20 protein-coding genes are annotated in these 19446 nt (G+C 64.8%); 11 read left to right on the top strand and 9 right to left on the bottom strand.

The features are described from left to right. The first annotated feature begins 63 nt into the window (after positions 1-63). Positions 64-897, top strand: coding sequence for an enoyl-CoA hydratase/isomerase family protein (locus G6N26_RS00650; protein ID WP_083016388.1), 834 nt, complete (start codon positions 64-66; stop codon positions 895-897). Positions 898-908: 11 nt separating this feature from the next. On the opposite strand, the gene G6N26_RS00655 is transcribed toward G6N26_RS00650, so the two are convergent. Continuing rightward, positions 909-1775: an SDR family NAD(P)-dependent oxidoreductase gene (locus G6N26_RS00655; protein ID WP_083016392.1), complete on the bottom strand. Its 867-nt coding sequence runs from the start codon at positions 1773-1775 to the stop codon at positions 909-911. Between the two features lie 107 nt (positions 1776-1882). Here G6N26_RS00655 and G6N26_RS00660 point away from each other — a divergent pair, with 107 nt between their 5' ends. After that, positions 1883-3403, top strand: a complete 1521-nt coding sequence (locus tag G6N26_RS00660; protein ID WP_083016395.1) for a class I adenylate-forming enzyme family protein — start codon at positions 1883-1885, stop codon at positions 3401-3403. Here G6N26_RS00660 and G6N26_RS00665 read toward each other — a convergent pair. After that, positions 3393-3827 carry a Zn-ribbon domain-containing OB-fold protein gene (locus G6N26_RS00665; protein ID WP_083016399.1) on the bottom strand — a complete coding sequence of 145 codons (435 nt, stop codon included), beginning with the start codon at positions 3825-3827 and terminating at the stop codon, positions 3393-3395. The genes G6N26_RS00660 and G6N26_RS00665 overlap by 11 nt on opposite strands. Beyond that, a complete protein-coding gene (locus tag G6N26_RS00670; RefSeq protein WP_067166710.1) occupies positions 3827-4972 on the bottom strand; it encodes an acetyl-CoA acetyltransferase in 1146 nt (381 codons plus the stop codon). Before G6N26_RS00670 ends, G6N26_RS00665 begins: the two co-directional genes overlap by 1 nt. A gap of 89 nt (positions 4973-5061) precedes the next feature. Here G6N26_RS00670 and G6N26_RS00675 point away from each other — a divergent pair, with 89 nt between their 5' ends. The 4 genes from G6N26_RS00675 to G6N26_RS00690 are packed head-to-tail and all read left to right on the top strand — an operon-like array spanning position 5062 to position 8990. Next, positions 5062-5853, top strand: a complete 792-nt coding sequence (locus G6N26_RS00675) for an HpcH/HpaI aldolase family protein (RefSeq protein WP_225323240.1) — start codon at positions 5062-5064, stop codon at positions 5851-5853. A 43-nt stretch (positions 5854-5896) separates the two neighbouring features. Continuing rightward, a complete protein-coding gene (locus tag G6N26_RS00680) occupies positions 5897-7012 on the top strand; it encodes a TauD/TfdA family dioxygenase (protein ID WP_067166707.1) in 1116 nt (371 codons plus the stop codon). A 28-nt stretch (positions 7013-7040) separates the two neighbouring features. Beyond that, positions 7041-8123 (top strand): hydroxyacid dehydrogenase, encoded by a 1083-nt coding sequence (locus G6N26_RS00685; RefSeq protein WP_067166703.1) that lies wholly within the window; start codon positions 7041-7043, stop codon positions 8121-8123. 42 nt (positions 8124-8165) lie between these two features. Then, positions 8166-8990, top strand: a complete 825-nt coding sequence (locus G6N26_RS00690) for an enoyl-CoA hydratase/isomerase family protein (protein ID WP_083016402.1) — start codon at positions 8166-8168, stop codon at positions 8988-8990. A 15-nt stretch (positions 8991-9005) separates the two neighbouring features. Here the strand turns inward: G6N26_RS00690 and G6N26_RS00695 are convergent, their stop codons facing one another. After that, the gene (locus tag G6N26_RS00695; protein WP_083016405.1) at positions 9006-10193 is read right to left on the bottom strand and encodes an amidohydrolase family protein; all 1188 of its coding nucleotides are present in this window, start codon (positions 10191-10193) and stop codon (positions 9006-9008) included. 259 nt (positions 10194-10452) lie between these two features. On the opposite strand from G6N26_RS00695, the gene G6N26_RS00700 reads away from it, so the two are divergent. Then, positions 10453-11253: a TetR/AcrR family transcriptional regulator gene (locus G6N26_RS00700; RefSeq protein ID WP_083016409.1), complete on the top strand. Its 801-nt coding sequence runs from the start codon at positions 10453-10455 to the stop codon at positions 11251-11253. On the opposite strand, the gene G6N26_RS00705 is transcribed toward G6N26_RS00700, so the two are convergent. Then, positions 11242-12402, bottom strand: coding sequence for an acyl-CoA dehydrogenase family protein (locus G6N26_RS00705; protein WP_067166691.1), 1161 nt, complete (start codon positions 12400-12402; stop codon positions 11242-11244). The two genes, G6N26_RS00700 and G6N26_RS00705, sit on opposite strands and share 12 nt — an antisense overlap. 105 nt (positions 12403-12507) lie before the next feature. On the opposite strand from G6N26_RS00705, the gene G6N26_RS00710 reads away from it, so the two are divergent. Beyond that, on the top strand, positions 12508-13527 hold the full coding sequence (locus G6N26_RS00710) for an acyl-CoA dehydrogenase family protein (protein ID WP_067166687.1): 1020 nt from the start codon (positions 12508-12510) through the stop codon (positions 13525-13527). On the opposite strand, the gene G6N26_RS00715 is transcribed toward G6N26_RS00710, so the two are convergent. Beyond that, complete coding sequence (locus G6N26_RS00715) at positions 13506-13922, bottom strand: PaaI family thioesterase (RefSeq protein ID WP_067166814.1); 417 nt, start codon at positions 13920-13922, stop codon at positions 13506-13508. The genes G6N26_RS00710 and G6N26_RS00715 overlap by 22 nt on opposite strands. A gap of 43 nt (positions 13923-13965) precedes the next feature. After that, a complete protein-coding gene (locus G6N26_RS00720; RefSeq protein ID WP_083016412.1) occupies positions 13966-14874 on the bottom strand; it encodes an enoyl-CoA hydratase in 909 nt (302 codons plus the stop codon). Between the two features lie 96 nt (positions 14875-14970). On the opposite strand from G6N26_RS00720, the gene G6N26_RS00725 reads away from it, so the two are divergent. Further along, a complete protein-coding gene (locus G6N26_RS00725; RefSeq protein WP_067166682.1) occupies positions 14971-16083 on the top strand; it encodes an NAD(P)H-dependent amine dehydrogenase family protein in 1113 nt (370 codons plus the stop codon). Positions 16084-16127: 44 nt separating this feature from the next. After that, on the top strand, positions 16128-16739 hold the full coding sequence (locus tag G6N26_RS00730) for a nitroreductase family protein (protein ID WP_067166680.1): 612 nt from the start codon (positions 16128-16130) through the stop codon (positions 16737-16739). Positions 16740-16901: 162 nt separating this feature from the next. On the opposite strand, the gene G6N26_RS00735 is transcribed toward G6N26_RS00730, so the two are convergent. Next, positions 16902-17480 carry a TetR/AcrR family transcriptional regulator gene (locus G6N26_RS00735; protein ID WP_083016416.1) on the bottom strand — a complete coding sequence of 193 codons (579 nt, stop codon included), beginning with the start codon at positions 17478-17480 and terminating at the stop codon, positions 16902-16904. A gap of 197 nt (positions 17481-17677) precedes the next feature. Here G6N26_RS00735 and G6N26_RS00740 point away from each other — a divergent pair, with 197 nt between their 5' ends. After that, a complete protein-coding gene (locus G6N26_RS00740) occupies positions 17678-18892 on the top strand; it encodes a cytochrome P450 (protein WP_232067633.1) in 1215 nt (404 codons plus the stop codon). A gap of 279 nt (positions 18893-19171) precedes the next feature. Here the strand turns inward: G6N26_RS00740 and G6N26_RS00745 are convergent, their stop codons facing one another. Continuing rightward, positions 19172-19351, bottom strand: coding sequence for an aromatic acid exporter family protein (locus G6N26_RS00745; RefSeq protein WP_067166674.1), 180 nt, complete (start codon positions 19349-19351; stop codon positions 19172-19174). Positions 19352-19446 lie beyond the last annotated feature (95 nt).

A 19446-nucleotide genomic window follows, 5' to 3' on the forward strand; every position in this document is an offset into this window, starting at 1 on the left:
GTCGTAGCCCGGACAGGGTGGAAATTAAGATACCCGAAAAACGGAAACGCCGTTAACGCAGGGGTGAGCGAGATGTCAGAAGAAGCATCCGGAATCGTGTGTGCGATCGACAACGATGGTGTCGCACGGGTGACGATAAATCGCCCGGAAGCGGGAAACTCGTTGTCGCCGTTGGCGCGTGACGCCGTGACGGAGGCCTTCGTGCGGGCCAATGAAAACCCCGCAGTCCGCGCGGTGCTGTTGAACGCCACTGGTAGTAGGCACTTCTGCGCCGGCGCTGGACTCGCACCGCGGCCGGATGGCGCGGCGGCCGCCGCCGGGCCGACATCAAGGCGCCCCGGCGACATCGCGCGGATGCTTCAGCAGGGTTGGCAGCGGCTGGTCGCCTCCATTCTCGACTGTGATAAGCCGGTGGTCGCCGCGGTCAAGGGTACCGCCGCCGGGGCCGGCGCGAGTCTGGTTCTGGCGTGCGACCTGGTCGTGATGTCAAGGGAGGCAAAGCTTGTCGAGGCATTCGTGCAACGCGGGATCCTGCCGGATTCCGGTGCCATCTACCTTTTGACGCGCATCGTGGGCCTGCGCAAGGCGACCGAACTGTTGATGCTCGGTGAGCCGGTCGATGCGGCCGCGTGCGAAAGGCTCGGCCTGGTCAACCGCGTGACCGCTCCGGACGACACCGACGCGGTCGCCGAGGAACTCGCCGGCCGTTTAGCCGCGGGGCCGACGGTGATGCTGTCGCTGACCAAGCGGCTGTTGTCGGTGTCGTCGGAGTCTGATCGGCACCGCGCATTCGAGCAGGAGGCATGGGCGCAGGAGGTGGTGTCGCGCACGGCGGACCTTCAGGAAGGCCTCGCTTCCTTCGCCGAACGCCGCGCGCCCAGGTTTCTCGGTCGCTGACGACCCGCGCGTCAGCCGGTGGCGGGCCCGCCGCGAATGGTGAAGGTTGCGCTGTCGTCGATCTCCTCGATCGACTCTGCCACCGACTCCGCGGTCAGTGCCGTGTCCTCGATTCCCTTGGTGACGCCGATGAACACCCGTGACACTTTCCCAGCGCCCACCGAGTAGGTGTGCGCGGTGCGGTCGCACGACCGATGACACAGATAGACCACGACGGGTGTGACGAGCTCTGGCTGCATGGCCTTGCCGGCTTCGCCCATGATGTCCTCGGTCATTCGGGTCAACGCGATGGGGGCGATGGCGTTGATCGCGATGCCGTTGCGGGCGCCTTCGATGGCGAGGACGTGCATCATGCCGACCAGGCCCATCTTCGCGGCGCCATAGTTGGCCTGCCCGAAATTTCCGAAAAGCCCAGTGCCCGAAGTTGTCTGGACGATTCTCCCGTAATTCTGCGCCCGCATAACCGGCCAGACTGCCCGAGTGACGTTGAACGCTCCGGAGAGGTGCACAGCCATGACGGCTTCGACCTGATCGGCGGTCATGTTCTTGAACGCGGCGTCGCGCAGGATTCCCGCGTTGTTCACCAGCACATCAACCTGTCCGAAGGCCTCCATCGCGGTTGCCACGATCGCCGCGCCGCCCTCCTCGGTGGCCACCGAGTCGCCGCTGGCGATCGCGGTACCCCCGGCCGCGGTGATCTCGTCGACCACGGCTTGGGCCGCCGAGATCGATGCTCCGCTGCCGTCCACGGAACTGCCGAGGTCATTGACCACGACCCTGGCACCGCGCCGGGCCAGTTCGAGCGCATGGCAGCGGCCGAGTCCACCGCCGGCCCCGGTGACGATGGCTACCTGGTTGTCGAAAGTCATTGCATGCATGGGGGAGAGGTTACATTTACCTAATCGAGAGCAGTCATTTGCATCGGAGGAAACCCATGACTGGCCCGACTGAGTTGCTACGAGAGGCGCGCCGCCGCGCCGACGAAATGCGGCCCCGTTACCGCGCGGCCGGTTTCTGGGCGGCGGAGCCGGGCGACGCGGTGCGATGGACCGCGTCCCGGCACGCTGACCGGGTCGCCGTGGTCGAACGAGGCACCGAACTGACCTACGGCGAACTGGACAAGCGCATCGATTCGGCCGCCCACGCGATGGTCGATGCCGGCGTTGCTGCGGGCAGCGCGCTGGTGCTGGTGGTCGGTAACGACGTGGATTCCGTGGTGTCGATCCACGCCGCGCTGCGGGTCGATGCGGTGGTTCTGCTCGTGCCGCGTAGTGCCGGCGCCGCGCAGATCGCCGACATCCTCACGCGCACCGGTGCGCAATTCGGCGCGGCGCCGAACTGGGCGAAGATCACCGACCCGGAACTGTCGCGATGTCGTTGGATCGAGTTCGGTGACGACGACCGAATGGGCGCCGGCCGGCCCGCCCGCCCACTGCGGCCGGCAGATGAGCCGTGTTTCGTGCTCTACACCTCGGGGACAACCTCTCGGCCCAAGGGCGTGATCCACTCGCTGAGCACGTTGACCATGGCTTCGGCGAATTACATTGCCGCGGCGGGACTCGGTTGCGACGATCGGATCTTTTTGATCAGCCCGCTCGCATCGGTCACGGGGGTCCTGCAAGCCCTGTTCATCGGTCCGATGCTGGCGGTACCGGTGATCCTCGAAGACCGCTGGGACCCTTCGGCGACCTGCGACCTCCTCGTCGCATCGGGTGCGACGTGGTACGGCGGCCCGGACCGGCTGCTGAACCGGATGCTCGATGAGGCCGTCGCCCGCGACGCCGCCGTGCCCTTACGCGCGGTGTATCTGGGCGGCACGATGCTGGACCGGCGGATCGTCGAACGCATCGAAGACGATTTCGGCATCGTCGTCATGCGCGCCTATGGCTCTTCGGAGATCCCGGTCAGCACGTCCGGCCTGCGAACCGAACCCCGAGAGGTTCGCCACGCCGACGACGGAGTGGCCCTCGGCGAGGTCGAGGTGCGGGTCGGTTCCGTGGCCGAACCCACCGAGTGCTGCATCAAGGGGCCGCACACATTTCTCGGTTATATCGACGCCGAGGACGACCAGCACGCCTTCGAGGGTGAGTGGTTCCGCACCGGCGATGTGGCGGAGGTCGTCGACGGGCGGGTGCGGATCATCGGCCGGATCAAGGACATCGTGATTCGCAATGGGCTGAAGATCCCGGCCGCCGAAGTGGAGGAGGCCGTCTCGAGGATCCGCGGTGTGCGCGAATGCGCGGCCTACTCCGTGCCGGACGCCACCACGGGTGAGCGACTGGCGATGGCGGTCGTGCTCGAACCCGGTATCGAGATGTCGCTCGCTGAGGTCGCCCGGGCTCTCGTCTCGGAAGGACTGCCGAAATACAAACTGCCCGAGGAGCTTGTGTTCTGGGACAAGCCCCTTCCGGTCAACGCCAACGGCAAGGTCGACCGCGCCAAACTCGACGCCAGAGCGGCCGGGCGAGAGCGATTGCTCGCCGACCGCCTTGTCACTACGGCGTGAGCGACCCTGCCGCCGAGGCCCCGCCGCCAGCAGGACGGAAGACCGGGACGACGAATCCATCTTCGTCATCGCGGAAGGCGATCACCAAATCCATGCCGGCGCATAAATCTTCGATCTGGCAATTCTCCACGACCGTCATCAATCGCGGCCCCTCCGCGAGGTCCACCATCGCCAACACGTACGGGGTGCGCACATCGAAAGGAGCCGCATTGTGGTGGATGACGCTCCACGTGTAGAGCCGTCCGCGACCGCTGGCCTGTGCCAACTCGACGTCCTCACCCCAACAGTGCGGGCAGAACGGCCGTGCGTACAAAGATGTCTGGCCGCAGGACCCGCAGACGTTCACCATCAGCTTGCGGTCCTGCGCGGCTGACCACCACGCTCGGCCGTCGGCGTCGACCGTGGGCCGATCAGGAGCCGTCATCACTGCCTCCCGAGAATCATTGTGGCGCTGTGGGTAAAGAAGCCGCCCATGGCATGGACGCACCCCAGCGCGGCCCCGCTGACCTGGCGCGGTCCGCATTCTCCGCGCAACTGTCTGACCGCCTCCACCATGAGGAACATCCCCCGCATACCAGGATGGCAGGAAGCCAGGCCACCGCCGTCGGTGTTGGTGGGCAGCGCCCCGCCTGGCCGAAGCGCGCCGGACTCGATGAAGGGCCCCCCGTCGCCCTTGGCGCAGAAGCCGAGGTCCTCCACGGTCAACAGGACGGTGGAGGTAAAGGAGTCGTAGAGTTGGCACACATCGATGTCCGCCGGGCCGATGCCGGCGCGCGCGAACGCGAGTGGACCCGAGCGCGCCGCAGGCGACGTCGTGAAATCGGGCCAGTGGCTCATGCTCACGTGCGACGTCGCGTCGGCCGCCCCGAGAATCCAAACCGGTTCCTTCGCGCAGTCCCGGGCCACGCGCTCGCTGGCAAGAACGACCGCACCGCCACCGTCGGTGCGCAGGCACACATGCTTGGAGGTGAACGGGTCGGCCAACATCGGCGCAGCCGCGACATCCGCGATGGTGATGCGCTCTCGGTCAAACGCGTTGTCGTTCAGGGCCGCCCACTCGTGGGCTGCGACGGCGACTTCGGCCAGTTGGTCGACCGTGGTGCCGAATTCGATCATGTGGCGCCTGGCCGCCATGGCGTATTTGGCAATCAGAGTGGGGCCGTAGGGCGCCTCGTACTGCAGTGCGCCACCGGTTCCCATGGCCGCAGCTGACGCCCGTACTTGTCGCTTGACGTCGGAACGTGCGGTCGACGCATAGGTCAGCAGAGCGACATCAATTTCCCCGGCCGCGATCGCGCCGGCTGCATGACCGGCCATCACTTCCCACGAAGATCCGCCGACGTTGGTCGCGTCGACCCAAGTCGGCCGTAGGCCGAGGTACTCGCTGACTTCTACGGGCGGAAGCAACGTTCCGTGCCCACCGAAACCATCGATGTCCTCCTTGGTGAGCCCGGCATCCGCGACAGCCCGCCGCGACGATTGAGCCATGAGAGCCATGGCGGTCTTGTCGGGCACCCGGCCGCACTCGGACAGGGCTGCGCCCACGATGGCGACGCGGTTCGACGGCATAGCTAATGGTTATCACATCCCTGTCCCGGCTGATAACGACCATTGACGATATTGTGGAAACGATATTCTCGGTCCGCTACCGTGTGCCTATGACGACGACGCTGCGGGACGCGTTGCGCGGAGACGCGCCGGTGCTCTGCCTGGCGTTGCTCAGTGCGCGCACTCCTGACGTTCCCGCGATCGCGGCCGCATGCGGATACGACGCCGTTTACGTCGATCTCGAGCACACAACCACGTCGCTGGACACTGCGCAGATGCTGTGCGTGAGCGCACTTGGCGCGGGAATTTCCGGCCTGGTGCGGGTGCCGTCCCACGATCCCAGCGTCATCGCGAGAGCCTTGGACGGCAGCGCGGTAGGAATCATTGTGCCCCATGTTAATTCGAAGGAAGAAGCAAAAGGTGTGGTCCGGGCTGCGCGCTTTCCGCCGATCGGTAGCCGGTCCATCTCGGGTCTAAATGCGGTCAGTGGATACACACCGCGAGGAGCGCCGCAATTGGTGGACTTGCTCGAACGGCGCACCGTTGTGGCGGTGATGGTCGAGACTCCAGAGGCGGTCGAAGCATCCGACTCCATCGCCTCGGTCGATGGGGTCGACATGATCCTCATCGGGCCGAGTGATCTGACCGCGGCGATGGGCATCCATGGGCAGTATGAGAATGAGCATTTCCATCGTGCAGTAGAATCGGTCGCGGCGGCTTGTCGTGGTCACGGCGTGGCGCTCGGCATCGCCGGAATAAAGTCAGTTGACCTGCTGAATCGATTCGTGGGACTCGGATTGCGATTCATCTCGGCGGGCACCGACATCGGGATGATGACCGAGGCGGCCACAGCGCGCGCGCAAGCGCTTCGCGAACTGCCGAGCCATCAGCGAGCCGAATGACACCGAGTAGCCGAAAGCGACGCCAACCCCACAGGAGGACCGGATGCCGACAACCATCTACACCGAACGCGTCACCGACCCCATGGCGTGGACCGGCGCGGACTTCGCGAGCAAGGAAGACTTCGCCTTCGACCTGTCCGCCCGCAATGTGGCTGCGCTGGAATCGATCCTGGTCAAGACAGCCGGTAAAGACCGCGACGACATCACTCCGGAGGATGCTCGGCACCCAGACCTCGACGACGATCTGGGACGGCTCTACCGGGACCTGATGTTCGGCAAAGGCCTGGCATGCGTGCGGGGCTTTCCGGTCGATCAGCATGAGGTTGAAGACCTCGAACGCATCTACTGGGCGTTCTGCACGCATCTGGGCTATCTGGTGTCGAACAACTCCTTTGGTCACCGCATGGTGCGCGTGCAGGAAGAGATCCTGCCCGGCGGAATCCAACCCGCGCGCGGCACGAAGTCTCGCGCCGAACTCGCCATGCACAACGATGCCGCCGACATCCTGGCGCTGCTGTGCGTCTACCCGGCGGCCCAGGGCGGCGAAAGCCAGTTCGCGAGCGGTCCCGCCGCGCACAACCGAATCCTGGCCGAACGCCCCGACCTACTCGACGTGCTCTATCAAGGCTTCCCGCACCACCGACGCAGCGAACAACCGGATGACCAGCCCGATATCACCCCTTACGACGTTCCGGTCTTCTCCCAGATCAACGGGCGAATCTGCATCAACTTCACCTACAGCAGCATCTTGCCGGCGATGAAGACCCTCGGCCGCGAATTCACCCCGAAACAAGAAGAGGCCGTCGAGCTGCTTCGCAACATACTCGTCGACCAACAAGTCGAATTCCGTTTGGAATCCGGGGAAGCGGCCGTGGCCAACAACTTCGCGATGTGTCATTCCCGGTCGGACTTCGTCAGCAGCAACGACCCCAAGAAAGCCCGCTGCTTTCTGCGCGCCTGGATGGAGGTCCCCCGCGAGGATCGTCGCCTGCCGATCGGCCGTGAGTACTTCCACATGGAAAACAAGGATTTGCGGCTCGGATACGACGTGGTGCCCGGACGTGACGGCGCAATCGCGCGCAACGACTACCGCAACGTCGACAACGCGCTGGCCGACATGTTCAAAGCGGCGCAGGCCAAGCCGAAGGCTCGGCCATGACTGCTGGCGCGACAGGTGCACCGGGAAGATGACCGACGCGCCACGACCGCGGTTGGTCGTCGAGCGGTGGACTGATCCCGCCGCTGGGGACATCTTGGAAGGTTCCGGCATTGAGATCGTCAAACTCGATCTGAGCGCCCCCACCGAACACGGTTGGGCAGCACTGGAATCCGCACACGGCTATCAAGTAGCCACACGAACCGATGTCGCATCGGTCGCCGATGGCGCACAGTGGCTGGCCGGGCAGGCATTGATCGCGCGCTGTCCGACCCTGCTCGCCGTCTGCTCAGCCGGGGCCGGATATGACGTCATCGACGTCGATGCGTGCACGCGCGCGGGGATAGCGGTGTGCAACAACTCTGGTCCGGGCGCCGAGGCGGTGGCCGAGCACGCGCTGGGATTCATGCTCGACCTCGCCAAGAAGATCACCGTCTCCGACCGGGTATTGCGCAGCGGTCCGCTCGGTGACCGGCAGTCCCTGCGCGGAAGTCAGCTGCTGGGCAAGACACTCGGTGTCGTCGGGCTCGGCGCCATCGGTGGACGTCTTGTCGAGCTGTGCGCGCCGCTCGGCATGGAGGTCCTGGTCTTCGACCCCTACCTCGACGACGCGGCCGCACGATCACGCGGTGTGCAGCGGGTTCCTCTCAGCGAGCTGCTCGAGCGTTCGGACTTCGTACAAGTGACGTGTCCACTGACCAGAGAGACGCAAGGGCTCTTCGGCAGAGCCCAGTTCGCCGCGATGAAGCCGACCGCCTTTTTCATCACCACGGCGCGCGGCCCCGTCCATGACGAGGAGGCGTTGTTCGACGCGCTCGTCAACGGTCGAATCGCCGGAGCAGGTCTCGATGTGTTCCACGAGGAGCCGCCACGGCAGGACAACCCCCTGCTGCGGCTCGACAACGTCGTTGCGACACCGCACACCGCTGGCATCACCGTGGAGGCGGCGCGGGACATCGCCGTGGCGACCGCCACTCAGTGGCAGACGATCTTCGAAGGCCGGATGCCGCCCCGCTTGCTGAACCCGGATGTCTGGCCACGTTATTGCGACAGGTTCCACGACATCCTGGGTGTTCACCCGACCGCCCGCGTCGCCGCGGCCGCCGCCGAATGACATCGATTGTTGCCCGACGCGCTGAGAGGGGAGCCTGACCCGGTGACACACTACGACACGATCGAGGTCGAGGTTAGGGGTCACACCGCTTGTGTGACCCTCAACCGTCCTGAGGTGCTCAACGCCGTCAACGACGAGATGATCGCCGAACTGGCCGTGGCCTATGCGGAAATCGAACGCTCGCAGGATATCTGGACGGTGATCATCACGGGCGCCGGCCGCGCGTTGTGCGTCGGGGCGGACGTCAACAAGGCCGCCGACCACGACATGGAGAACGCGGCGGGAATCGACAACCAGGGCGAGCCCATTCTCAGTTCGATGCGGCAGTGGGATGCGCCGCAGGAGGCGACGCCGCCGTGGCTGCAAATGACCAAGCCGATCATCTGCGCCGTCAACGGCATCGCGTGTGGTGCGGGGATGGACCTCGTGACCACGGCGGACATCACCGTCGCCTCGGAGCGCGCGACGTTGATGGATCCGCATGTCAGCATCGGCGTGACCTCCGGGCGGGAAGGGGTCAGGCTCGCCCGCATACTTCCGCTACCGGTGGCGATGCGGCTGATCTTGATGGGCAAGCACGAAAAGCTGGACGCGCAGCGCGCTTATGACCTGGGCGTCTTCACCGAGCTGGTCGCGCACGACGCGCTCATGGCACGCGCCTGGGAGATCGCCGACGTGGTGAATTCGAATGCGCCGCTGGCGGTCCGGGGTTCACGAATGGCCGTGCGCAAAGGGCTGTCGATGCCCATCTACGAGGCAGAGCTTCTCGCCGAGAACTACCGGATGAAGGTGGCCCTGACGAAAGACGCCATCGAGGGACCGCGCGCGTTCCTCGAGAAGCGCAAGCCCGACTGGAAGGCCCTGTAGCGCTTCGCAACCGCCCTACACCATTCCGAAGAAGTTCTTCGCGTTGGTGGACAGCACCTTTCGCTTGGTTGCCTCGTCCAGCCCTTCCGTCGCCTTGTTGGCGACCTCGGTGCTGCGCGGCCAGTTCGTGTCGTTGTGTGGGTAGTCGGTTTCGAACATGAGCTGGTCCTCACCGACCAGATCCAGGATGCGGAACGCGACCGGATCGCCGAAGGTGGAAAACCAAACCCGACCGGGTACCTGACTGCTCGGCGGTTCGGTCAGCAGGGGGTGGATCCCGCCCCACGCCCGCCGGTCCTCCCAGACCTCGTCGACGCGCTGCAGGTAGTACGGGATCCAACCCGCTTGCGCCTCGGCGAACGCGAGCTTGAGGTCGGGGAACTGCATGAGCTTGCCGGAGAACAGCCAGTCGACCAGCGCGATAGTGCAATTGACCGCCATCAGCGCGCTCGTCACGACATGCGGAGAGTCGGGCGAGGACTTGGTGAGCGAAGAACTCGACCCGATGTGCAGCATGATCCCCACCTGGTTTCGCTCACATGCGGCGAAGAACGGGTCCCAATAGCCGCTGTGAATGGACGGCAGATCCAGACGAGAGGGCAGCTCGGAGAAGCACACGGCGTGCATGCCACGGGCGGCTACCCGTTCGACCTCCTTGACGGCGAGGTCGACGTCCCAGAGCGGGATGATGCCCAGCGGGATCAGCCGACCGTTCGAACTCCCGCCCCACTCGTCGATCTGGAAGTCGTTGTAGGCCTCGACGCAGAGCTGCGCGAGCTGTTTGTCCTTGCCGTAGAGGAAGCGTTGACCGCAGAAACGGACGAGGGTATTGGGGAAACACGCCGAGGCCTCGATGCCGGCGATGTCCATGTCGGCGAGCCGATCCGCCGGCCGGAAGCAGCCGGGGCGCATCTCGTCGTAGGTGATTGGGTCGGTAGTGAGTTCGTCGATTTCGTAGCCGGCGGCCGCGCTGATGAGGGGGATCGGGATAATGGCGTCCTCGTAGTGCCAGATGTCTGCGTCCCGGCCCTCGTCGTCCTCGACGAACGCGACGTCGGACGTGACGGACGGGTCCATGCGCCCGCGGGTGCGAACGATCCGCGGTCCGATGTCTCGGTAGCGCTCGGGTAGTCGGCTGGTCCACAGATCTGCCGGCTCTACCAGATGGTCGTCCGGCGAGACGATTAGGATATCTGCGCTCAACGCTGCACTCCTTCGGGAACGGCAACGGCTTCAATTCGTGGCACATTGATACGGAAATGAGAATGACCGTTTCCACGGTACCGCATCGGGGTCGTCTCGTGCGCCGGGCACCTCCAGATGGAGGGAAGACCGGGGCGCCGGCGCGGCGATCGCGGGCGCGGTCCATGCGGGCAACAGCGACTTACGCGCAGTGAGAATCAACATACGCGTGTAGGTAGATCGCACATTTTCCGTAGCGGACGCGTATTCTTACCGCATTATGCCTACGAAGAAGCCTGCCGGTTCCGCCGATTTCGAAGCCGGTTTAGAACTTGTCGATACCGAGGTCGAGCTGCCCGGCACGTGGCAGCAACGCACGATCGATCGGCGGTTGAGTACTGCCAGAGCGCGTGCCCTCGCCCGCAGTTCGCGGTTTTTGGCCACCGCGCTCGAATTGGTAGAGGAGTCGGGCAAGGCCGACTTCACTATCCAGACGCTCATCGACAGGTCGAATCTGAGTCTCCGCGCTTTCTATCAACATTTCGCGGGCAAAGAAGAACTCATGTTGGCGCTCTACGAGAACGTGACAAGTCAGTTCACCGAGGACATCCGGCAGGATGTCGCCGCGGCCGACGGTCCGATGGAGCAACTCGAGGCCTTCTGCCGGGGCGTGCTGTCGCGTGCGGAATCGTCGGAAGCCGTCGGCGGCCGGGTCATGACGATCTACAACCTGAGCCTGGAGATCGAGCGGCCGGACGACTTCGCCAAGGTGTGGGAGCCTCACCTGAAGCTCCTGACGAAGATCATCACCTCGTGCGCTCGGGCCGGCCTGGTACGCACCGACCTGACCCCCGCGCAGCTGACCACGTTGCTGAACACGACGCTCACCGCGCTCGCCCAGATCGGTGTTTTTCATCTGGGCGGCAAAGGTTCCAAGCTGACCGAGGACCAATTGTGGGCGTGGTGCAAGCAAGCGGTCACGCCGCCGGTCCCGGATGCCAAGGCCAAGCCTGCGCGCAAGGCGTCCGCGCGTGCCGCGTCTGCCGGCCGGGCCGGACGGTCTAAGAAACTAACGGGGTAGGCCGAGCCCGCGCTGGGCGATGATGGAGCGCTGAACCTCGCTGGTGCCCGCATAGATCGTGGTGCCCAACGAGAACCGGAGTGAGTGGTCGAACCGGCCGCGCTCGGGAGCGGTTGGTTCGAGGTAGCTGCGTAACCCGTCGGGGCCGACGAGTTCGACCACGTCCTGGCTGGCGCGTTCAAGCGCCTCGGTGCTGAATACCTTGGACATCGGTCCCTCGGCCACCGGTATGTCGCCCTGTTCGAGCATCCACACGCACCGTCGCTGCAACAGCATCGACACCTCGGTCTCCATTGCGATGCGGGCCAGCCGGCGCCGGACGTCGGTTTTCGCGATGGGTGGTGAGTCGTCGTCGGCGTGACTGGTGGTGGCCCAGCGCTCGGCATGGTCCAGCAATCGGATCAGGTGCGGGCCCCATCCGGATGCGTGCTCGTCCTGCAACGACAGGCCGAGCACCTGCCACCCGCCATCGACTTCGCCGATCCGCCATTCGTCGCCGATGCGGACATCGCTGTAGAAGGTGATGTTGGTGCGTTCTCCAGAGAGGGTCCACACGGCTTGTGCCGCAAAGCCTTCGGAGTCACACGGCACCAGAAACATGGTCAGTCCCTGGTGTTTCGGTTTGTCCGTGTTGGTGCGCGCGAGGAGAAACACGAAGTCGGCGATGTGACCGTTGGTGGTGAACATCTTGGAGCCGTTGATCACCCAGTCGTCGCCGTCGCGCACGGCCTTGGTCGCGGCAGCCGCAACGTCCGACCCGCATTCGGGTTCGGTGAAGCCGAGGGCGATGGTGATCTCGCCGCTGACCGCACCGGCCAGGATGCGATCCTTCAGCGCCGGGGTACCGACCTCGCGAATGATCGACGCCACCATCCGGGTTGTCTCGGAGAGGTACACCGGCGCGTCGAAGCGCATGAGTTCCTCTTTGACGACCTGGTCGTCCCATGCGTTGCGATTCTGCCCACCGAACTCGACGGGCCACGCCGGGGCGAAATAGCCCTTGTCAACCAGGCCTTTGGCGAACGCGTCGTCGTGCGCGACGCCGCTCCGGTAGATGCGTTCCTCGAATTCGGGAGTCAACACGTCCTGAAGATGGGCACGGATCCCGTCGCGGTAGGCCGTGGTGTCTGCGGCGAGCTGAAAATGCAATGTCTACACGCCAATCTGTCGTCGTATATGCCCTGGGTAGCACAGACGATAATGCTAATCTCAATTTTGAGAGTAACCATATCCGCATGTGATTGGACGTCAATCGTGGACCTGAGCCTAACGGGGGAGCAGAGACAGTTGGTGGATTCGTTCGCCGCGCTGTTTGCGCGTGAGTCGACCTCGGAGCGAGTGCGTGCCGCTGAACCGTCGGGCTTCGATCTCAAGCTGTGGGAAGCATTGCGGGACACCGGGGCAGTGGAGATGGCGGTCGGTGAGGGAGCCGGCGGATGGGGTGCCACCGAACTGGAACTTGCGCTGATCGCCGAGCAGTGCGGCCGCGCGGTCGCGTCGGCGCCTGTTATCGAGGCGCAGGTTGCCGCGCGACTGCTGGCAGCATCGGGCGAGGCCGGCGCAGGGCTGCTCAGCGCGGCCATCGCGGGTGACCGTCTGGTGACGTTTGCGCCGCGCGCCGAGCGTGGTGGCCAGCTGAGGCTGGTACCGGGCGGGGCGGTGGCCGACCACGTGATCGCCCTTGCGGACGGGCGACTGCTGGTGGTGCCGATCGAGAAGAACCGCACGGCAGTGGAAAACCTCGCGTCATTGCCGCTGGCGGACATTTCGATTGAGAACGAGCCCATGGTCCTCGCGGACGATACGTGGGCGCGCGACCTGTTCGACGGCGCTCTCGACCTGTGGCTCACGCTCACGGCCGTCGCGCTGGCCGGTGCTGCCAAGAAGGCCCTCGAGATCGGCGTCGACTACGCCAAGCAACGCCATGCCTTCGGGGCTGCGATCGGCAGCTTCCAAGCGGTGTCCCACCCGCTGGCCGACAGCGCCACCGCTGCCGACGGGGCGCGGCTGCTGGGGCTCAAGGCGGCGTGCGCATTCGCCGACGAGCCCGAACGCGTACGGGAACTGGCCGCGATGGCATTCGCATTCGCTTACGAGACGGCGCGCGATGCCACGCGGCGTAGCCTGCATATCCACGGCGGATACGGGTTCGGCATGGAGGGCGACATCCAGCTTTACTATCGCCGGGTACGGGGCTGGGCAATGGTTTTCGGCGAACCAGCCGTCGCCCTGGACCGGGTGGCCGACGCGCGCTACGGTGCCGCTGCGGAGTGAACAGGATCGCGCGACGCAAGGATCGCAAAGCTCAGCGTGGCGCGTGCCGCGAGCCGGTTTCGGCCAACGTCGCAGACGTCGACGCCGACAACGATCATCCGCTTTCCCGCGCGCACCAGCGTGGCGATCGCACGCGCGGGCCCATCGACGATCGGGGCCAGGAAATGGATGGACATGTCCGCGGTTCCCGCCCCGCCGCCGTCGCCGGCATATTTGACCGCAAGGCGCCCGGCGGCGACATCGATGAGTGTGGCTACGAGTCCCCCCTGCAGCGCGCCGCGCAGGTTCGTCAGGTCCGGCCGGTTGTGCAGGTCGACGACGACCGAATCATCGGTGTCGACGACGTCGTAGAACGGCAGCTGGGCGAAGAGATGCCCCGGAACGGTGACGTCCATGGGGCGTGGCGCCGCGGGCGAGTTGTTGGTCACCGGCACAACGTTAGACGCCGGACCGGACCTGATCTTTGACGGCCAATACAACCGGGGGAGCGGTCCGCCAGTTCGGCACCCCTTGCTCTTCGCCCGCGGTGGGGAGCTTGTCCTCGCGGATCTGGGCCCAGTGTGAGTGATTCAGTTGGTGCAGCGCGAAACACGATTGCAGCGCGTTGTAAAAGCCCATGTTGTCGACTGATTGGTTCACCGATTCCTTGATGAGCAGGGCCGCCATCGTGGGCACTTTCGTGATCCGCCGCGCCAACTCCAGCGTGCGCTCGGCGAGTTCGTCGCGCGTGAAGATCTTGCTGACCATGCCGAGCCGGTAGGCCTCTTCGATCCCGATCGCGTCACCGGTGAGCATGAGCTCCTTCGTGCGGCGCGGTCCGAATTCCCAGGGATGGCCGAAGTATTCCATGCCGCACATGCCGAGCCGCGTCCCCACCACATCGGCGAAGCGCACCTCTTCGCTTCCCACGATGAGGTCGCAGGCCCAGATCAGCATGAGACCTGCTGAGAACACGTCGCCGTGCACCTGGGCGATCGTGATCTTGCGCAGGTTGCGCCAGCGCAGGTTGTTTTGAAAGAAATAGTGCCATTCCTGCAGCATGGTCCGCTCCGCGCCGTCGCGCGTACCTCCATTGATGGCCACGGTGGGGTGCTGGCCGGGCCCCGGACCGAACTCGGCACGCGCCTGCTTGGAGCCGATGTCGTGACCGGACGAGAACATCGGGCCCTCGCCGGCCAGGACGACGACGCGGACGGTGTCATCGGACTCGGCGCGGGCAAACGCCTCATCGAGTTCGACCAGCATGCCCCGATTCTGGGCGTTGCGCTGGTCGGGGCGATTCAGCGAAATCCGAACGACCATGCTGTCGTCGAAGGTCTCCCACTTCAAGAATTCGTAATCGCTCACCGTTCGCCCCTTTCGTCCGCATCCGGTAATGGTGTTATCAATATATGAGAAGGTATGTTCTCACAGATCGGCTGGTGTTGGCCGGAAGGGGTGCAAATGGCGGACGGTCAAGGCAAGCCACGAGTAATCCTGTGGGGCCCGGGCCAGGTCGGCGTCGGTGCGTTGCGTGCCCTCATCGCGCACCCCGGCTTGGAGCTGGCCGGGGTGGTGGTGCATGCGGAAGCCAAGGACGGCAAGGACGCCGGCGACTTGTGCGGAATGCCCGCGACTGGGGTCATCGCCACGCGAAACATCGACACCGCATTGTCGGTGGACGCAGACGTGGTGGCCTACTTCGCATCGGGTGACTATCGCTATCACGATGCGGCGCAGGACATCGCGCGCTGCCTGCGAGCGGGCATGAATGTGGTGTGCACCGCGTTGGTGCCGATGTGCTATCCGCCCGCAGCCGACAAGGAAACCGTCGAATTGCTCGAGGCGGCCTGCGCAGAGGGCAGCACCAGCTTCTTCAACAGCGGCGTCGACCCAGGCTGGGCCAACGACGTGATCGCGCTGACGATGACGGGCTTCAGCAGTCGTGTCGATACCATCACCATGCTCGAGATGCTCGACTACGGCCCCATCAATCAACCCGACATCATGTTCGACTTCATGGGGTTCGGGCACGCCCCCGACCACCCGGCCCCGCTATTCGACCCCGAGCGGCTGGCCGCGCTGTGGGCGCCGATCGTCCACCTGGTGGCCGACGGCGTCGGACTCCCACTCGACCGCGTCGACACCTCCATCGAAAAATGGTTGGCCACAGAGCGATACGAGGTTGCGTCGGGCTGGATCGAGCCGGGCACCATGGGAGGTATGCGATTCAAGCTCGCCGGCATCGTGGGAGGTGAAGAGCGCGTTGTACTCGAACACATCACCCGTATGGGCGACGGTTCCGCGCCGGGTTGGCCGCGGCACCCATCACCGCACGGCGGCTACCGGGTCATCGTTGACGGGCTGCCCACCTACACCGTCGATATCGAGATGCATGGGCGGGAGAACAACATGCGCGGCCTGACCTACGCGACCGTCATGCGTGAGCTCAACGCCATCCCGGCCGTGATGGCCGCCCCACCGGGTGTGTTGTCGACCCTCGATCTGCCTCTGGTTACCGGTCCGGTGCGCGGCGGAACCTGGCACGGCGTGCTGCCCTCCACGGTGGCGCCGTGAGCGAGCGACCCGGCCCGCAAACGTCGGCGGATCTCTGGGAGGTCATGCGCACCGCGTCGGCGGTGCGGCGCTATCGCGACGAACCCGTCTCCGAGGAGGCGATCGACACCTGTCTGCGCGCTGCGAGTTGGGCTCCGTCCGGCGGCAATCAACAGCCGTGGAAGTTTGTCGTACTGAAATCGAGCAGTTTGCGCGACGTGGTCACCGCCGCGGCCCACCAGACGTGGGACGTGATGACCGAGTTCTATCGGCTTTCGATGCCTGAGAACGCGGCGGACGACCCCAAATCGCGCGTTCTGAAAGCGATGGCTGAGCACATGAGCGTCGGTGGCGCGGCGCCTGTGCTGGTGCTGTTCTGTGTCCAGCCGCAACGGGGAACCACTGAACTACAGCAGGGCGGGTCGATCTTTCCGGCCGTCCAGAATTTCCTGCTGGCGGCCCGGGCCCAAGGCCTTGGAGCGGCGATCACCCTATGGCACGGGTCCTGCGAGGACCAGCTGCGGTCCATGGTCGGTATCCCCGACGACTGGAAGATCGCGACTCTGCTCACGGTGGGCTGGCCCAAGGGCGGGCACCACCCAGTGCGGCGGAAACCACTTGATCAGGTGGCGGCGATTGATCGTTGGGATCAATCGTGGAGCACCGCGATGGCATGACGGCGGTGCCGGCGGCTGCGTGGTCCGACGCATCGAACTCAATCGACGAGGGAACGTAACGATAGCCGAAACGGCTTACACAGCACCATGATCGGCACACTCGTCGCGGCAGCGATTGAGGCATCCCGCTGGCCTTCCGGGCCGCGCGGCCGAGCTCCCAGCTTATTTTTTCGGGGCGGAACGACCGATCGCGTCGTTGGAAAATGATGCGCCGAGGAAGCGCTGCACGATCGCACGTTCATCCGCTGGGGCTTTGAGTGGCCAGCACCAGAGGGCGAAAAATACGCGGATGAGCCACTGCGCGGCCAGCGGGTCCGGGTCGGTCTGGCCGAGCATTTCGGCGGCAAACCGCGTGACCGCCGGTGAGGTGGTCAGCCATTCACTGCCAGGCGCCAGCTGCGCCGATCGCATGAGATCGGCGAGCGGATCGGAACCCAAGCGCCGCAAAGCGACGTTGGTGGCCGTCACAACTCGCTCTGGGCCGCTCAGTCCGTTGATCGCGTCACGCACCGTAGCGAGGATGCGGGTGGCCTGAATGCCAACCACGGCATCGCGAATGGCCGCCTTGCCGCCGGCGTGCCGGTAGATCGTCGCCGGCGAGCAGTGCACCTTGGCTGCCAGGGCGTCGATGGTGAAGGCATCGTAGCCGCCGCTGGAAATCAGGTCGGCCGCCGCGTTGTAGATGCGTTCAGCGGCCGCACTGCTGCGGTCGCCACCCACCAGCCAGTCGCCGTGCGACATCTCGTGAACGCCTCCCGCCGTCCAGAAAAGTGATTAGAGTATTCTCTCACAGTGAGAATTCTGAGGTACGTTTTCTTAGCAATTTCGCAGGTGGTGTGGTGCCACCGCTCCTGGCCGGGCCGTCGGCACGCTTGATCGTTCATCAACTTCGCCGCGACGTATTGACGCTGCTTGTGCGTGCGTCCCAACCTGAATCGGTGACGGTATTGGCTGACCCGGCCCAGTTCTTCGGCGCCGAGTCCCTGCAGGACCCCTACGCGCTGTATGACCGGATGCGTGCCGAGGCACCCGTTCATCGCATCGGCGATTCGGTGTTCTATGCCGTATGTGGCTGGGACGCAGTCGTTGACGCCGTAACGCGGGTAGAGGACTTCTCGTCGAACCTCACCGCGACCATGGTCTATCACGACGACGGAACGGTCACCGCGTTTCAGATGGGTGAGCTGGGAGCCGCCATGCACGCGTTGGCCACCGCAGACGATCCGACCCATGCGGCGCACCGCAAGCTTCTCCTGCCGCACCTGTCCGCCAAACGCATTCGCATCATCGAGGACTTCGCCGGCGAGACGGCCGCTCGCCTCTGGGAGGAAAACCTGCGCGACGGGCGCATCGAGTGGATGAGCGCCATGGCGAACAGACTTCCGATGATGGTGGTCGCCCGGCTATTGGGCCTGCCCGATACCGACGTCGATGATCTCATTCGGCTTGGCTATGCCACCACCACGCTGTTGGACGGCGTCGTCACCGCCGCGCAGCTGGAAAAAGCCGGAGCCGCGGCCTTCGAACTCTCCAGCTACGTGATGGAACATTTTGAAAAGGCAAGCGCAAACGAGGAATCCGGCCTCATCGCAGATCTGGCTGCGCGCCATGCCTCTGGCGAGTTGGAGCAGACTGCCGCACTCGGGATCATGTTGACGCTGTTCAGCGCCGCGGGCGAATCCACGGCGTCGCTGCTCGGCACCGCGACATGGATTCTCGGCACACGCCCGGCTATTCAACAGCGGGTGCGCAACGAGCCCGGGCTGTTGAATGTGTTCATCGAAGAGGTGCTGCGTTACGAGCCGCCATTTCGCGGTCACTATCGGCACGTGCGGCGCGACACCGCGCTGGACGGCGTCGAGGTCCCGGCCGATGCCCATCTGCTGCTGATGTGGGGCGCCGCCAACCGCGATCCGGTGCAGTTCGAAGCTCCCAATGAATTCCGTCTCGACCGCGGCAGCGGCAAGACTCACGTGACTTTCGGCAAGGGCGTGCACTTTTGTGTCGGGGCTGCGTTGGCTCGGTTGGAGGCCCGCATTGTGCTGAGCACCCTGCTTAACCGCACCAGCTGGTTCGATGTGACGGACATCGGAATGTGGTTGCCTAGCATCTTGGTTCGTCGTCTCGAGCGTTTGGAGCTTGTCACGCAGTAACTTGTTCCGGCTGGCGGTTACCGGGCGCCGAGTGTCGCTACCCCGCAACGGGATCAACGTCGACCAAGGGATCAACCTCTTATGGCTTCGATCGTCCACGCCGGCAGAAGTGGCGCTCGGGTCAGAAAGTGATCGCTTTGTCCGATGGCGCGAAGTAGTGCCTGTGTCCGCAGGATGCAACACCCCATGCGCACCATCGCCAATATTTCGTACCAGTCGAGTTCGACGAGCGGTCGACCGACCATCTCCTCGTAGCGTCGACTGGCTTCGGCACAGGTATCAACACCAGTTGCGGGTGGCGCCAATAGGCACCGCCGCACACACGGAGACGAACACCGCAGCGGTGATGGCAATCGGGCCACTGCCGAACAGACGATGCGCGCCGGTGCCTAACGCGATCCCCAGCGTCACGCCGATCATCATTTCGACGGCGAGTTCGGCCCGTACCACGTCGCTCACCCACAGGCACACCGCCGCGGCAATTGGTGCGAAGAATGGCTACTCATGGCCAAGGACATAGTGGGCGCGATACCACGCGAGGCCGCCGGCAACTG

It is taken from the genome of Mycobacterium marseillense (assembly GCF_010731675.1).
GTDB classification, from domain to species: Bacteria; Actinomycetota; Actinomycetes; order Mycobacteriales; family Mycobacteriaceae; genus Mycobacterium; species Mycobacterium marseillense.